The organism is Picosynechococcus sp. NKBG15041c (assembly GCF_055380235.1).
Window position 1 is genome coordinate 2549395 of the sequence record NZ_AP040363.1, and the last position, 13485, is coordinate 2562879.

The window sequence follows — 13485 nt, forward strand, 5'->3', positions numbered from 1 at the left end:
TAACACCGTATTTTGGGGCGATCGCCTCAATTCAAAAAACTGTAACGGCAGGACTAAATGGAGATTGAATCCCTAAGGCAATCGTGGGGTAGAATGAAACACGCTCAATGCCAGTGCTTGCCATGTCCCTCAGTCTCTACAACACGCTCCACCGCCGCTCTGAACCCTTTGAACCCCTCGAAGCGAACCAGGTGCGGATGTATTGTTGTGGGATCACCGTCTATGACTATTGCCACCTAGGTCACGCACGGACTTGCCTAACTTGGGACGTGGTGCGGCGTTATTTGCAGTGGTCGGGCTATGCGGTGCGCTACATCCAAAATTTCACTGATATTGACGACAAAATTCTCAATCGGGCGCGCCAGGAAAATAGTTCCATGGAGGCGATCGCCGAAAAATTTATCGAAGCTTATTTCGAGGATATGGCAGCGCTGCATATCCAGCCCGCTGATGAGTATCCCCGGGCGACCCACAGTTTAGATGGCATCCAAAAGCTGATCCATGACCTGGAACAACGGGGCTTTGCCTATGCCTCCCAGGGAGATGTGTACTATGCCGTGCGTAAATTCGAGGGCTATGGGAAACTCTCTGGCCGCAAATTAGACGATATGCAAGCAGGGGCCAGTGGCCGGGTGAATGAAGACCCCGATGCCCCGAAAAAACAAGATCCCTTTGATTTTGCCCTTTGGAAAGCCGCTAAAGAGGGAGAACCCGCCTGGGATTCCCCCTGGGGGGCAGGTCGCCCCGGTTGGCACATCGAATGTTCGGCGATGGTGCGCGATCGCCTCGGAGAAACCATTGATATCCATGTAGGGGGCAGTGACTTGATTTTTCCCCACCACGAAAACGAGATCGCCCAATCAGAAGCCGCCACCGGCCATCCCCTGGCGAAATATTGGCTGCACAATGGCATGGTGAAGGTGGAAGGGGAAAAAATGTCCAAATCCCTCGGTAACTTCATCACGATTCGGGATTTACTGCAAAAATATGACCCGATGGCAGTGCGCTTATTTATTCTCCAGGCCCACTACACCAAGCCCCTGGATTTCACCGATGAAGCCCTCAGCGCTGCCACCAAGGGTTGGGAAACTCTTAACGAGGCGCTCCTATTTGGGGAACAGTTAGACACCAATAACATTGCCGCCGACAAGGGCATCCTGACGAAATTTAAGGCGATCGTTGACAATGACCTGAATTTTTCTGGCGGCTTGGCGATCCTCTTTGAACTGGCCAAGGAACTGAAAAAAGAAAAAAATATTCTTGTCCACGAAGGTAAACTCCAGCAAAATCCGCAAATTCTTGCCTCCCTCTGGCTCACCCTCAAGGAATTAGCCGATATCCTCGGTTTTGTCCCGGAAGTGAAGCAACAGACCAATAATTTAACGGACGCCGAAATTGAAGACTTGATCCAACAGCGTAAGGATGCCCGCGCCAATAAAGACTATGCAGAAGGCGATCGCCTGCGGGATTTACTGGCCGAAAAAGGAATTGTCCTGGTCGATAAACCAGGTGGCGTTACCGAGTGGCACCGGGAGTAAAGAACATTTTCACTGAGGCAAAATCCCATGACTGATTTCTTTGGGTTCGAGCAAGATTTCATTGCATCCCTCCGCTGCATCCCGATGATCATGCGCTACAAACTAGATACCTGTGGCGTCAAAATGAAACTCGACCATTGGCACAAGTTCACAGAGGCCGAAAAAACCCAGCTCATTCAAATGCCCTGTGAAACCCCTGCTGAAGTGCAGCTCTACCATGAAACGCTCCAAAAACTGATCACTGACAAAACAGGCACACCAGCCAAAGTCCTCGATATTGACCCACATCCCCCTTGGTTACAGACAGAAATTCCGGCCCAAGTGCGAGCAAAAGCCCAAGATTGCGCTGTCGAAATTACGCCAACCCAATGGCAGAGCTTAAGCCCCCTACAACGATTTGCTTTGTTGAAATTGAGTCGTCCCAGTCACGAAAACCATAATTTTGTTCCAGCCCTCCAGGAGTTTAAAATTATCGCTTAAATTCTTTTTAAGTAATATCCCAAAGAAAAGTCCGTCAAAAATGCGAGTAGCTGACTATTACCCATTAGTGGATTTCCTAGATCTCTTTCTTTACAATATCGAGCGAGTTTATTTTCCCAACCACGATCAGACTTTAAGTTTAATTCTCCACATATAAAAATTCTCAAATAAGCACTAACATAAGTCACTTGCCGGACTCTCGCTTTTCCCAGGGCTTTTTGAGATAGCAATAAGTGATTTTGAATAATTTCATTTTTACCTTTGCTTTTAGTACGCAAGAAAGCTCTATCATCTAAAATCATTCTATAGAATTTTATTTTTTTATCCCCCGTACTTACATCTCTAAAACTGAGGGGTAAACGAAAAGCAATGTTGAATTTGTGGTTTTCTCTTTCCTGGGAAAATGTAAAATCTATACAAGAATTGTTTTTACTTTTGCCAAATAAAAAAGTGCTAGGGCTAAATTTTAATTCTTTGATACTTGGATTAAAGGAGAGAATTCTTTTTCGTGTTTCGATGATTAGATCAATATCATAATTCTGAAGTTTAGATAAAGAATTCATCAAAGCTCTTGAGGGAGGCTCGATAGTAAACTTATTCTCTTGAACTTCGGCAACGGGGATTGCTCTGTTTTTAAATTTTTTGCTCCCATTTAGATGCTGAGTCTTGAATTCTAAAGAAGCTTTGTTGACAATGGAAAATTCAATTAGCTCAAAAAATAATTTGTGATATAGACAATCAATGTAGTTATCTTTATGGAAACCAGGAGAAAGAATTATTATCCCAACTGGCTTGGTGTAATCAACTTGATCAGCAAAAGGCTTTTCTTGAAGTAAAGCATGGTAGTACCGTGTGGTTTGTTGAATGACATAACGATCTACCATATTTTTTAGTTCTATGATTACCAATTCTTTGTTTTTAGAAATAGCCAAGATGTCGCAAATATTACTTTCGATATAATGCTGTCTCTTAAGAGGGGTGAGATTAAAAATATCTTTCAGATTATCCCAGATGAAATTTTCTAATTCTGCTTCATTGGCAAAATGCCATTGCTCTTGTTTTTTGATCAGACGATAACTTTGTTGCATAAGATTAGAAAAATAAGCTTACAATTACAAGACTGGGTTAAACCTTTAATACTGTTTATTTTATTAAAAGTCTGTGGCGCAAAATCCCCAATGGCTTTGGCAAGAAGTCCTGACAAAACTCGAACAACAACTGAGTCGCCCTACCTACGAAACTTGGATTCAGCCGACGAAGCTCCAGCAGTGGCAGGAAGATGAAATTATTCTTTGTGCGCCCAATGCCTTTGTGCTGAATCATATCCAGAAGTACTATGGCGCGTTAATCACTGAGACGATCGCCGAATTGCTACAGCAGCCCGTTAAGGTGCGCCTGACTTCCCCCGAAGGGAATACCCTCGCGGCGACCCAGAGTTTTTACAGTTCCCGTAGTGGCCAATCGACTCGACCAGGCCGAAAAACCCCAGAACTCAACCCCAAATATACGTTTTCACGGTTTGTGGTCGGCCCCACCAATCGCATGGCCCACGCCGCAGCCCTGGCGGTGGCAGAATCACCGGGGCGGGACTTTAACCCCCTCGTTCTCTGTGGGGGGGTGGGTCTCGGGAAGACTCACTTAATGCAGGCGATCGGCCATTACCGCTTAGATACTCAGCCCGATGCGAAAATTTTCTATGTGTCCACGGAGCAGTTTACCAACGATCTAATCGTCGCGATCCGCAAAGATAGCCTGCAAACCTTCCGGGAACATTACCGCACCGCCGATATTTTGCTGGTGGATGATATTCAGTTCATCGAAGGGAAAGAATATACCCAGGAGGAGTTTTTCTATACCTTCAATACCCTCCACGAAGCAGGCAAACAAATTGTGCTGGCAAGCGATCGCCCACCGCATCAGATCCCAGGCCTACAGCAGCGCCTTTCATCGCGCTTTTCCATGGGGCTCATCGCGGATATCCAACCCCCTGATCTGGAAACCCGGATGGCGATCCTCCAAAAAAAGGCCGAGGCCGAAAATTTAAATCTTTCTCGTTCGGTGATCGAATATATTGCCACCCACTACACCGCCAATATCCGCGAACTAGAAGGGGCATTGTTGCGGGCGGTGACCCACATTGCGATCTCTGGGCTACCGATGACGGTGGAGAACCTCGCCCCGATTCTGAACCCAACGGTGGAATATGCCTCCGCCCCCCCGAATGTGATTTTACAAATTGCCGCTGAGGCCACGGGGGTAAGCATCGAGGATCTCAAAGGGGCATCTCGGCGCCGGGAAATTAGTACGGCCCGCCAAATTGCTATGTATTTGATGCGCCAACATACAGATCTCAGTTTGCCCCGCATTGGGGAAATGTTTGGCGGTAAGGACCACACCACCGTGATGTACAGTTGCGACAAGATTGGCCAGTTACTCACCAAAAATCAAAAAATCTCCCAACTGGTGAGCCAAATTAGCGATCGCATTAACCACCATCACCAAAACCTCTAGGGGATCAGCAAAGGACACCGTTACAATAACAAACAGTGTTATTTCCCCGTTAAACCAATGGTTGCCCCCTACCGGATCGTTTCCCTCCTGCCCAGTGCCACCGAAATTCTCGATTGCCTGGGTTTGACGCCCCAGGTGGTGGGCCGGAGCCATGAATGTGATTATCCGCCAGAGATAAGCGATCGCCCCATCTGTACGGCGGCCCGTCTCAACTCTGAACGTCCCAGCGGGGAAATCGACCGGGATGTATTGGCCCTGCTCCAGGCGGCTTTGGGAATTTATGAAGTGAAGTTGGATGTCTTGCAAGCCTTGCAACCGACCCACATCGTCACCCAAGACCAATGCGATGTTTGCGCCGTCACCCTCAGCGATGTCCAAAAGGCGATCACCTCCCTGGGTCATACCCAGCCGCAGTTAATTTCCCTCCAACCCAATACCCTGGCAGAAGTTTATGCTGATATTACCCGCGTTGCCCAGCAGTTTAATCGCGATCCCCAACCGGTATTAAACGCTCTCCAGCAGCGGGTAAAAGCTTGTCAAGAAAAAGGAAAAACCCTTGCAAAACGACCCCGAGTGGCGGCGATCGAATGGATTGATCCCCTGATGGGGGGCGGCAACTGGCTGCCAGAATTGATTGAGCTAGCAGGCGGTGAAAATATTTTGGGACACCAGGGCCAGCATTCTCCTTACGTCAGTTGGGACGCCCTCCTGGCCAGTGATCCTGATATGGTGGTGGTGATGCCCTGCGGCTTTGACCTCGCGCGCACCCGTCAAGAAATGCTTGCGGATCTGGCCTTGCATCCGCAGTGGCGGCAATTGCGAGCGGTGCAACAGGACCAGCTCTACATCTGCGATGGCAATGCCTATTTCAACCGACCGGGGCCACGCCTTGTGGATTCTCTAGAAATTCTCACGGAAATTTTGCAACCCCCAGGCGATCGCCATTATCCAGAAACCGCTTGGACAAAATTGTCTTTATCAAGTTAAGACTTACCTGAGGTAAAAGGCATTACAAAACCTAATATTTTCAGGAAACAGCCATTATCCAAAGAAATATTACATTCCGGCCTAGTTTTACAACATTTTCTATCAAGTTCACCAGGGCAAAAGATGGGATATTCCGACGAATTGCCGCATATTTTTATAAAAGTCAGCATTATCCCAGAAAACCTCTCCCTTTAGCTTTAGGGGGGAATTTGGCACATTAAGGTCATAGCAAGATTTTGAGGGCAGGCGTCTCGTGATGAACCGCCGCTTTTCGATTCCCAACATATTCCCTAAAGTGAGGATGCTGTCTATGTGGCTCAAAATTAGGCACCTCGTCGATCCCGTATTTCAATATCTCAATCAGCCGGTAGGACATACGGATCGACATACGGTATGGAATCCCAATCGGTTTTGGTATCTCTATAAAATCAATCTACTGGAAAAATGCTGGCAAAAGGAGGCCGCAAACAAAAATCAGCACACGTACTAAACGCCCTGGGGCAATCGCCGAAAATTCAAGATTTATTTGTTCGATAACTGGAGGAGAGTCGCCTCTAACTGTTGGCGTCGCCGACTGGTCAATTGGCCATGGAGATTGACGCAGTAGGGAACAACATAGGTTAATCCTGCCGAAACCCAACGGGCACGGTTCATGTTTCCCCCTAAGACGGCACTGCCATGGTTGATCCCGAAGAGTAAGGTGCCGACAATGAGGGCTACCCGGACTGCGGTTGTGTGAATAGTGCGATCGCCAAAGGTGGGAAACTGTAGAAATCGATGCATGGCGAAATCTTATGCTGATATTGTTCGGTCTTAGAGCACCATATTCTCGCAGGCCCGACAAAATTTCTGTGCTAAAAGATCAATTCCAGTAATCGCAGTTCCGACAACGACGCTATCAGCCCCCAGTTGAAACGCCTTTTGCATCATTTCAGGGGTGTGGATGCCCCCTTCGCAAATCACGGGTAAATCAAAATCCTGAACTAACTTTTTCAGGAGATCAAAGCCGGGGGGTGTTAGATGCTGCGTTTCTCTCGTATAGCCATAGAGGGTCGTGCCTAAAATGTCGGCCCCTGCTTTTGCTGCGAGGGCTCCATTTTCGTAACTATCTAAATCGGCCATCACGTGTTTTCCCGTCTGCTCGTGGATGCCTTGGATTAAGTCGGCTAACGTCTCGTCGTTGGGTCGAAACCTTGCTGTGGCATCGATCGCCACAATATCGGCTCCAGCTTCAACGACGGCGAGGGCATCTTCTAGGCGGGGGGTGATATAAACCTCTGATTCGGGAAAAGTGCGCTTCCAGAGGCCAATGATTGGGATATTGGGTAACGTTGCCCGCACGGCGCGGATATGCTCAGGGCTGTCGATGCGCACCGCAACAGCCCCCTGATTGACGGAGGCTTGGGCGATCGCCGCGATGATTTCAGGCGCATGGAGCGGGGAATCAGCTGGAGCTTGGCAGGAGATAATGAGGCGATTTTTAAACTGGGCAATCAGATCAGACATGGGCTTGCTAAAAAAATTCAAAAATTCTAAGAATATTGGGTAACGGCGAGGGCGATCGCCGCTGGAAAAATACGATGTTCCTGTACCTGAATCCGGGCATGGAGGGTTTCGGGGGTATCACCGGGCAAAATCGGCACCGCTGCCTGCATGATAATGTCGCCGCTATCAACTTCCAGGCTGGCAAAATGCACCGAGCAACCCGTTACTTTTACTCCTGCGTCTAAAGCCTGCTCCACGGCACGAATCCCTTTAAAGCTGGGCAGTAAACTGGGGTGAATATTCAAAATCCGGCTTTCGTAGCCCCTGAGTAAAACCTCAGTGACGATGCGCATCCAACCCGCCATGATCACCCACTCCACCCCGTGCGATCGCAAGCAATCTAAAATCGCTTGGTCACAGGCTTCGCGGGAGGTGAAATCGCGGTGGTTAATCAGTTGGGTCTTGGTGCCAAATTGGGCCGCCCGTTCTAAAACCTTCGCCTTGGGGTTGTTGTAGATCAAGACCGGAATTTCCGCATTGAGCTGCTGACTGGCAATGGCCTGGGCGATCGCCCCATAGTTGCTGCCACTACCGGAGGCCAAAACTCCCAACTGCACCGGACGGGATAGGGGCACATCCGCCAGGGTCACCGGGGGAGAAATCAAAGCAGAATCTAGCGGAACATTACCCATCAATCGTGGCAAGCCTCAAAAGTACAACCACTAAGCATATCGGTTCCCTGGCTGAAAATCAGATATTTTTTGAGGAGCGATCGCCCCCAGAGCCCCGTTCAATTAGGCTGAGTCTTGATCCTCAAAGCGAATAATATCTTCATCCCCTAAAAATTCACCGTTTTGAATTTCGATCATCACCAGATCAATCACGCCCGGATTTTCGACCCGGTGCCTGGTATTCATCGGTACATAGGTCGATTGGCGCGCTGTGAGGATTGTTTCTTGGTCGTTGCAGATCACCTTCGCTGTGCCCGAAACCACGACCCAATGTTCGCTACGGTGATAGTGCATCTGGGTGCTGATGTGATGACCCGGTTTGAGTTCGATGCGATTAATTCGATAGCGATCGCCTTCTTCGAGGAGAGTGACTTTTCCCCAGGGAGGTGTACGAATTTCGGTCATAGTTACAAGGTTCAAGGGGTGCTAATGTCATTTTAAGGGTTTAACTACCGCCGAGGCGATCGCGCAGTTCCGTTTCACTGGCCCGGAAGCCCACCAATACTGCTTGACCATCCCGCACAAATAAAGGCCGTTTTAACAACATGGCATCTTGGGCAAACGCTTCAATCCACTGGTCATCGCTCCAGGATTTCTTTTCTTCCCCCAAGGCCCGGTAAGATTGGCCGGAGGTATTGCGCATCGGTTTACTGCCGAGGGTATTTACCCATTGGGCGATCGCCTCTCTGCTAGGGGGCTGTTCTTTGGTGTTGATGAATATGTAAGGAATTTCTTCTGCTTCGAGCCATTGCAAGGCTTTTTTACAGGTGTTGCAGGTGGGAATGCCGTAAACTTGCAGGGCCATTTTGTAATCGGTTAGACAAAAGATAACTTCATTTATTATCCATGATTCTAAGGACAGTCAACTTTGGCAGAAGTGTTACAACGGGAACTGTAGCAAGTCCCAATATTTTTCACCATGACGACGACAATTTCTGTCGAAAAATCAATTGCAGCTTGGCTCGGCGATGAAACAGAAAGCCTCTTGGGTCATCGCGCAAAAATTACTCAAAATCTACTAACCCTCCCCGGTGCGGATATCGTAGAGCGAGTCTATAGCCAGAGCGATCGCCCCACCCCGGTTTTACGTTCCTTGCAACAACTGTTTGGCACAGGACGCTTAGCAAATACGGGCTATCTTTCAATTTTGCCAGTCGATCAGGGGATTGAACATTCCGGTGCGGCTTCCTTTGCCCCAAATCCGATTTATTTTGACCCCGAAAATATTATTCGTCTTGCGATCGAAGGGGGCTGTAACGGCGTGGCGACCACCCTCGGTGTGTTGGGGATGATGTCCCGCAAATATGCCCACCGCATTCCCTTTATTCTCAAGCTGAACCACAATGAACTGTTGACCTATCCCAACCGTGCCGATCAAATCATGTTTGCGACGGTAGAGCAGGCTTGGAATTTGGGGGCGATCGCCGTCGGTGCAACGATTTACTTTGGCTCACCAGAATCCAGCCGACAAATTCAAGAGGTTAGTCGGGCCTTTGCCCGCGCCCACGAACTGGGAATGGCCACAATTCTCTGGTGTTATCTGCGCAACGATGCGTTTCAACAGGGCAAGGATTACCATCTGGCGGCGGATTTGACGGGGCAGGCGAACCACATGGGTGTGACCATTGAGGCAGACATTATCAAACAAAAATTACCGGAAACGAATAACGGCTACGGGGCGATCGCCAAAGCGACGGGCAAAAAATACGGCAGAACCCACCCCAAAGTTTACGACGAACTCACCAGCGATCACCCCATCGATCTGACCCGTTATCAAGTGTTGAATTGTTATGGCGGACGGGCCGGTCTCATCAATTCCGGTGGCTCCTCTGGGGAAAACGATTTTGCCCAGGCGATTCGCACTGCTGTGATCAATAAACGGGCTGGCGGTTGCGGTTTAATTTCCGGTCGTAAAACCTTCCAACGACCCATGGCAGAAGGGGTTAAACTCTTTCACCTCATCCAGGATGTCTACCTCAATCCAGACATTACTATTGCCTAAAATAATCCCGAACTCTTTCCTAATATTGAATTTGGCAGATTATCTTTGTTATTAAACTTTTGATATCTGCCTCTTCTCTTTAAGAGAAGACTGCCCCAAAAATCAACCTTTTATAATCTTAAAAAGATCTTTTGAGTATACTTAACAATACAAAAATACTTAACTACAGCGTTTTCTATTCTTCTGAGGTACAGTAACAGCAATGGGTGAACCACCCTCTGATATCTTCAGGTGTCACCCTTGCAAATCCTTCATCAATCGCCTCTGATAGCTCCTCATAGCTGCCCACTGTTCTGCGCTTCATGATGTTTTTGACCTTTGACCAACAGTTCTCAATGGGAGAAAAATCTGGTGAGTAGGGCGGTAAGTAGATAAGTTTTGCTCCCACTGCCTCAATGGACTCTCTCACCATCTCTCCCAGATGAATCGAACAGTTATCCATCATCACACAGGCCCCTGCCCATAACTGCGGCACCAATTTCTGGTAAATGAACGCCTCAAAAGTTACCCTATCTGTCGCTCCGATTAAGCTGCTGTGGGCGATTATCCCCTGCAAGCCCAATGCTCCTACCAGTGAGACATTTTTTCCTTTTTTGCTTGGCTTACTACTGTAGGCCCGCTTCCCCTTCTCTGCCCTTGCTCTTGTTGTTCTCATTGCGAGATTAATGCCTGATTCATCGATGAATATCAGGTCTTGGGCCAAAATCTGCCTTACTTTCTCCCAAAACTCGACTCTGGCCTGTTGCACTCTGTCTGTCGCCTTGACGTCAGGATAAAAGGTTTTTTTTAAGGCTAAAATTCATCTGCTTCAATGTCTTATGCATGGTGGTGATGCTTACCCGGATGCCAATCTCGGCTTCTAGTTGTGCACATAGTTGGGCCAGAGTCGCATCATTGTTGGCTTTCACCAAAGCGGCCAGAACCTTTCGGTGTTCTTCATTGAGTTTAGGGGGAATCTGCCCCCGACGAAATTGTGGACGGATAGACCCAGTATCACGTCGTTGTTTGAGGAGTTTTTGGACAAAACTAGTAGCGACACCGAACTGCTTGGCGAGACCACGTTGGGAGATATCCCCCCGGTCATAGGCATCAACAATTTTCTGTCTGAGGTCTATGGAGTAGGCTTTAGGCAATGGTTGTTCTTGTTTAATCTGATTTACTCACACACATGACATTGTACCTCGACCATCACAAAAATGCTGTAAAACAGCTTGTATGTATTGTGTCAAGAGGTATGTCCAATATGGATTCTCAGATTACATCCAAATATTTTGTGTCTTCAGATAGAATCAAAAGCGAATTGGCTTCAGTAGAAACTCCTGTTGACTGGCAAAGACTTGTTGATAAAAAAATCCTAGAACAAAAAGAAAAAAATAAATTCCTCGTGACTGGACAATTGCCAGAAGAAATCAAAAAATGTATCAAAGGAATTGACATTGATCAAAAAACGGGGAAAACCACAGTCTCTTTCTCTCGACTTGCTCAGTGAGTGTCTTTTCCATCAATCTCAACCTGATTATTTCATCAAATAAAAATTGATTCTTGAACTTCGGTAGCTTTCTTGCTATGTCGACGAAGTTGAGAGAGAAGTCTGAAGATATGGCTTTGACGAAGCGATGGGGAACATTTGATAATAAGTCGATGTTCTGTTGTGCGTCGGTGAACCATGTCCAATCTGCCCCAGTCCTTTGAAGAAACCCTCAAACAAGCGAAAGCTGCGACCCTAAGCAGTTTAGAAGCGGGCTGTGGGCGAATCTTGATCGAGCTTTGTTTCCCAGAAATTGCCCTAAAAGCGCAGGCCCTCGCTTGGGATTGGGCACAACTGTTTGTGGAAGAGTACGGTTCGGGGTTGAAAATTTTCTTCCCGGATACCGGGGCGGCGGCCCTCGCACGGCGAGATTGGGGGGAAATTCCATTTAAGGTGACGGACATCGGCACTTCGCGATCGCCTATCGAAAACAAAATCGGTGACGATGACCAAATTTTTATTATTGTCTGCCCCTCGGCGGTGGAAGTGGGCCAGGTAGAAAAGCTCTGTAATTTGGCGGGCGATCGCCCGGTGATTATGCTGATTCCCCAACTAGAAGACGTGGCGGTTGTGGGCATTGGCTACGCGGCGCGGCAGCTGCGGGAGCGGTTTATCAGCACCCTCGAAACCGCTTACTACATCCGGCCCTACGAAGGGGCGATGGTTTGGCGGGCTTATCCCTCTGCCTGGGAAGTGTATCTCGAAAAAGCAGAAGACCAGTACGAGCTGATCGCCAGTGAAACTAGCAAACCCCTCGGTGAATATCTAGAACGGCTCCTGTTGGCGGCGGTGGAACCGGAAGCCGGACAAGGGGACAATCCCAACGCCCCAAAAATCAAGAAAACGGGTATCCTCGGTGGCTTACAAAGTTTTCTGAAGGCGCTGAGCAATTAGTGATGATGGGGATAAATAAAACCGAAATTACTATTGCTGTGGTGGGGGATGTCCATGACCAGTGGGATCCCCTGGGCGATCGCCTGTCTCTCGAGATACTTGGGGTGGATCTGGTACTGTTTGTGGGGGACTTTGGCAATGAGGCGGTGGGTCTGGTGCAACATATTGCCGCATTGCCCCTACCGAAAGCGGTGATCTTTGGGAACCATGACGCTTGGTACACCGCCTCTGATTGGGGCCGAAAAAAAGCCCCCTATGACCACAATCAAGAAGACCGGGTACAAGCACAGTTAGACCTCCTGGGGGAAACCCACGTGGGCTATGGTCATCTCGATTTACCCGAATTTCAGCTATCCATTGTGGGGGCACGGCCCTTTAGCTGGGGCGGCGATCAATGGAAAAATGAAAAATTCTATGGCGATCGCTATGGTGTCCATGACTTCGCCGAATCTACAGCTTTGATCGAGAAAAATATTGCCGCCTGTCAGTACAAAACGCTGATTTTTCTTGGTCACAACGGCCCCACCGGTTTAGGCAGCGAGCCGGAGGATATCTGTGGCCGTGATTGGAATCCCATTGGCGGTGACTACGGGGATCCCGATTTCGGGCAGGCGATCGCCACCGCAAAAACCAAAGGAAAAACCGTCGCCCTCGCCACCTTTGGTCACATGCACCACAGCCTCCGCCACCGTAAGGATCGCCTGCGCACCCAGCATCGATTTGTGGACGAAACCCTCTATTTCAACGCCGCTCGGGTCCCCCGCATCCAGCGCTATAGCAACGGCGATTGCCAGCACAGTTTTTCTGTGATTACCCTTAGCCAGAACCAAGCGACGAAAGCCGAACTGGTGTGGGTGAATCCGGTAAAGCATGAGCAAACGCGGGAAATGCTCTGGTCACGCCCTACGCCCTAACCCACCTCTGTAATTTCGATCACGTTGCCGTCAGGATCCTGCACAAATAGCGCCCGCCGCCCCGACTGACTCAGTTCATAGGGATAATTTTCGCGGTCTAAATGCGATCGCACAGCATCAAGGTCTCTCACCCCGAAGGCAATGTGCGGATTCCGACCCAATTTTTCTGGATTGGGCAATCTCCCCTGGAAGGCCGGATCTTCGATGAGATGCAGTTGCATTTGTGGCAACTGGTACCAAACACCGCCATAGGTAAAAGGCCGCTCCACCTTAGGCAATGCCAAAAGGCGGTCATAAAAAGCAGCTGCCCGTTGCACATCTGCAACCAAAATTGCCGTGTGTAAACAGCCCGTCACTTGAATCGGAGAAGATGCCATCAAAAATTGATCCGTCTTGGTCACAATGGTTGAAGTCG

General features: G+C 48.7%; 16 protein-coding genes. 8 read left to right on the forward strand and 8 right to left on the reverse strand.

Annotated features, from left to right (window positions below):
• The first annotated feature begins 122 nt into the window (after positions 1 to 122).
• Together cysS and ACZ45B_RS12260 are read left to right on the forward strand one after the other, a co-directional pair.
• Positions 123 to 1538, forward strand: coding sequence for a cysteine--tRNA ligase (gene cysS / locus ACZ45B_RS12255; RefSeq protein WP_024545284.1), 1416 nt, complete (start codon positions 123 to 125; stop codon positions 1536 to 1538).
• 27 nt (positions 1539 to 1565) lie between these two features.
• Positions 1566 to 2018 carry a nitrate reductase associated protein gene (locus tag ACZ45B_RS12260; protein ID WP_024545285.1) on the forward strand — a complete coding sequence of 151 codons (453 nt, stop codon included), beginning with the start codon at positions 1566 to 1568 and terminating at the stop codon, positions 2016 to 2018.
• On the opposite strand, the gene ACZ45B_RS12265 is transcribed toward ACZ45B_RS12260, so the two are convergent.
• Positions 2015 to 3106 (reverse strand): PDDEXK family nuclease, encoded by a 1092-nt coding sequence (locus ACZ45B_RS12265; protein WP_464674878.1) that lies wholly within the window; start codon positions 3104 to 3106, stop codon positions 2015 to 2017. The two genes, ACZ45B_RS12260 and ACZ45B_RS12265, sit on opposite strands and share 4 nt — an antisense overlap.
• 73 nt (positions 3107 to 3179) lie before the next feature.
• Between ACZ45B_RS12265 and dnaA the strand changes: the two genes are divergently transcribed.
• On the forward strand, positions 3180 to 4529 hold the full coding sequence (dnaA, locus tag ACZ45B_RS12270; protein ID WP_024545289.1) for a chromosomal replication initiator protein DnaA: 1350 nt from the start codon (positions 3180 to 3182) through the stop codon (positions 4527 to 4529).
• 57 nt (positions 4530 to 4586) lie between these two features.
• Positions 4587 to 5516, forward strand: coding sequence for a cobalamin-binding protein (locus ACZ45B_RS12275; RefSeq protein WP_024545290.1), 930 nt, complete (start codon positions 4587 to 4589; stop codon positions 5514 to 5516).
• A gap of 522 nt (positions 5517 to 6038) precedes the next feature.
• Here the strand turns inward: ACZ45B_RS12275 and nrtS are convergent.
• From nrtS to ACZ45B_RS12300, 5 genes are all read right to left on the reverse strand, one after another.
• Positions 6039 to 6299, reverse strand: coding sequence for a nitrate/nitrite transporter NrtS (gene nrtS, locus ACZ45B_RS12280; protein WP_024545292.1), 261 nt, complete (start codon positions 6297 to 6299; stop codon positions 6039 to 6041).
• 30 nt (positions 6300 to 6329) lie between these two features.
• A complete protein-coding gene (locus tag ACZ45B_RS12285) occupies positions 6330 to 7022 on the reverse strand; it encodes an N-acetylmannosamine-6-phosphate 2-epimerase (protein ID WP_024545293.1) in 693 nt (230 codons plus the stop codon).
• 26 nt (positions 7023 to 7048) lie between these two features.
• Positions 7049 to 7693: a phosphoribosylglycinamide formyltransferase gene (gene purN, locus ACZ45B_RS12290; protein ID WP_024545294.1), complete on the reverse strand. Its 645-nt coding sequence runs from the start codon at positions 7691 to 7693 to the stop codon at positions 7049 to 7051.
• Between the two features lie 102 nt (positions 7694 to 7795).
• Positions 7796 to 8137 carry a phosphomannose isomerase type II C-terminal cupin domain gene (locus ACZ45B_RS12295; RefSeq protein WP_024545295.1) on the reverse strand — a complete coding sequence of 114 codons (342 nt, stop codon included), beginning with the start codon at positions 8135 to 8137 and terminating at the stop codon, positions 7796 to 7798.
• Between the two features lie 40 nt (positions 8138 to 8177).
• Positions 8178 to 8537: a Spx/MgsR family RNA polymerase-binding regulatory protein gene (locus ACZ45B_RS12300; protein WP_024545296.1), complete on the reverse strand. Its 360-nt coding sequence runs from the start codon at positions 8535 to 8537 to the stop codon at positions 8178 to 8180.
• A 114-nt stretch (positions 8538 to 8651) separates the two neighbouring features.
• Between ACZ45B_RS12300 and ACZ45B_RS12305 the strand changes: the two genes are divergently transcribed.
• A complete protein-coding gene (locus tag ACZ45B_RS12305; RefSeq protein ID WP_024545297.1) occupies positions 8652 to 9734 on the forward strand; it encodes a class I fructose-bisphosphate aldolase in 1083 nt (360 codons plus the stop codon).
• A 175-nt stretch (positions 9735 to 9909) separates the two neighbouring features.
• Here ACZ45B_RS12305 and ACZ45B_RS12310 read toward each other — a convergent pair.
• A protein-coding gene (locus ACZ45B_RS12310) for an IS630 family transposase (protein WP_236612557.1) occupies positions 9910 to 10867 on the reverse strand; the annotation gives its coding sequence in 2 pieces (ribosomal slippage) (positions 9910 to 10522 and positions 10521 to 10867; 960 coding nt in all).
• Between the two features lie 110 nt (positions 10868 to 10977).
• On the opposite strand from ACZ45B_RS12310, the gene ACZ45B_RS12315 reads away from it, so the two are divergent.
• The 3 genes from ACZ45B_RS12315 (at position 10978) to ACZ45B_RS12325 (ending at position 13070) form a co-directional block, all read left to right on the forward strand.
• Positions 10978 to 11223 (forward strand): hypothetical protein, encoded by a 246-nt coding sequence (locus ACZ45B_RS12315; protein ID WP_464674879.1) that lies wholly within the window; start codon positions 10978 to 10980, stop codon positions 11221 to 11223.
• A gap of 177 nt (positions 11224 to 11400) precedes the next feature.
• Positions 11401 to 12156 (forward strand): DUF1995 family protein, encoded by a 756-nt coding sequence (locus ACZ45B_RS12320; protein ID WP_024547025.1) that lies wholly within the window; start codon positions 11401 to 11403, stop codon positions 12154 to 12156.
• Positions 12157 to 12158: 2 nt separating this feature from the next.
• A complete protein-coding gene (locus ACZ45B_RS12325; protein ID WP_024547026.1) occupies positions 12159 to 13070 on the forward strand; it encodes a TIGR04168 family protein in 912 nt (303 codons plus the stop codon).
• On the opposite strand, the gene ACZ45B_RS12330 is transcribed toward ACZ45B_RS12325, so the two are convergent.
• Positions 13067 to 13447: a VOC family protein gene (locus tag ACZ45B_RS12330; RefSeq protein WP_029682010.1), complete on the reverse strand. Its 381-nt coding sequence runs from the start codon at positions 13445 to 13447 to the stop codon at positions 13067 to 13069. The two genes, ACZ45B_RS12325 and ACZ45B_RS12330, sit on opposite strands and share 4 nt — an antisense overlap.
• Positions 13448 to 13485 lie beyond the last annotated feature (38 nt).

Excerpts from the sequence above, each read along its gene's own strand:
- ACZ45B_RS12260 (WP_024545285.1), top strand. The coding sequence starts at position 1,566 with ATGACTGATTTCTTTGGGTTCGAGCAAGATTTCATTGCATCCCTCCGC.
- purN (WP_024545294.1), bottom strand. The coding sequence starts at position 7,693 with ATGGGTAATGTTCCGCTAGATTCTGCTTTGATTTCTCCCCCGGTGACC.
- cysS (WP_024545284.1), top strand. The coding sequence starts at position 123 with ATGTCCCTCAGTCTCTACAACACGCTCCACCGCCGCTCTGAACCCTTT.
- nrtS (WP_024545292.1), bottom strand. The coding sequence starts at position 6,299 with ATGCATCGATTTCTACAGTTTCCCACCTTTGGCGATCGCACTATTCAC.
- ACZ45B_RS12275 (WP_024545290.1), top strand. The coding sequence starts at position 4,587 with ATGGTTGCCCCCTACCGGATCGTTTCCCTCCTGCCCAGTGCCACCGAA.
- ACZ45B_RS12325 (WP_024547026.1), top strand. The coding sequence starts at position 12,159 with ATGATGGGGATAAATAAAACCGAAATTACTATTGCTGTGGTGGGGGAT.
- ACZ45B_RS12265 (WP_464674878.1), bottom strand. The coding sequence starts at position 3,106 with ATGCAACAAAGTTATCGTCTGATCAAAAAACAAGAGCAATGGCATTTT.
- ACZ45B_RS12320 (WP_024547025.1), top strand. The coding sequence starts at position 11,401 with ATGTCCAATCTGCCCCAGTCCTTTGAAGAAACCCTCAAACAAGCGAAA.
- ACZ45B_RS12305 (WP_024545297.1), top strand. The coding sequence starts at position 8,652 with ATGACGACGACAATTTCTGTCGAAAAATCAATTGCAGCTTGGCTCGGC.
- ACZ45B_RS12315 (WP_464674879.1), top strand. The coding sequence starts at position 10,978 with ATGGATTCTCAGATTACATCCAAATATTTTGTGTCTTCAGATAGAATC.
- ACZ45B_RS12285 (WP_024545293.1), bottom strand. The coding sequence starts at position 7,022 with ATGTCTGATCTGATTGCCCAGTTTAAAAATCGCCTCATTATCTCCTGC.
- ACZ45B_RS12295 (WP_024545295.1), bottom strand. The coding sequence starts at position 8,137 with ATGACCGAAATTCGTACACCTCCCTGGGGAAAAGTCACTCTCCTCGAA.
- ACZ45B_RS12330 (WP_029682010.1), bottom strand. The coding sequence starts at position 13,447 with ATGGCATCTTCTCCGATTCAAGTGACGGGCTGTTTACACACGGCAATT.
- ACZ45B_RS12300 (WP_024545296.1), bottom strand. The coding sequence starts at position 8,537 with ATGGCCCTGCAAGTTTACGGCATTCCCACCTGCAACACCTGTAAAAAA.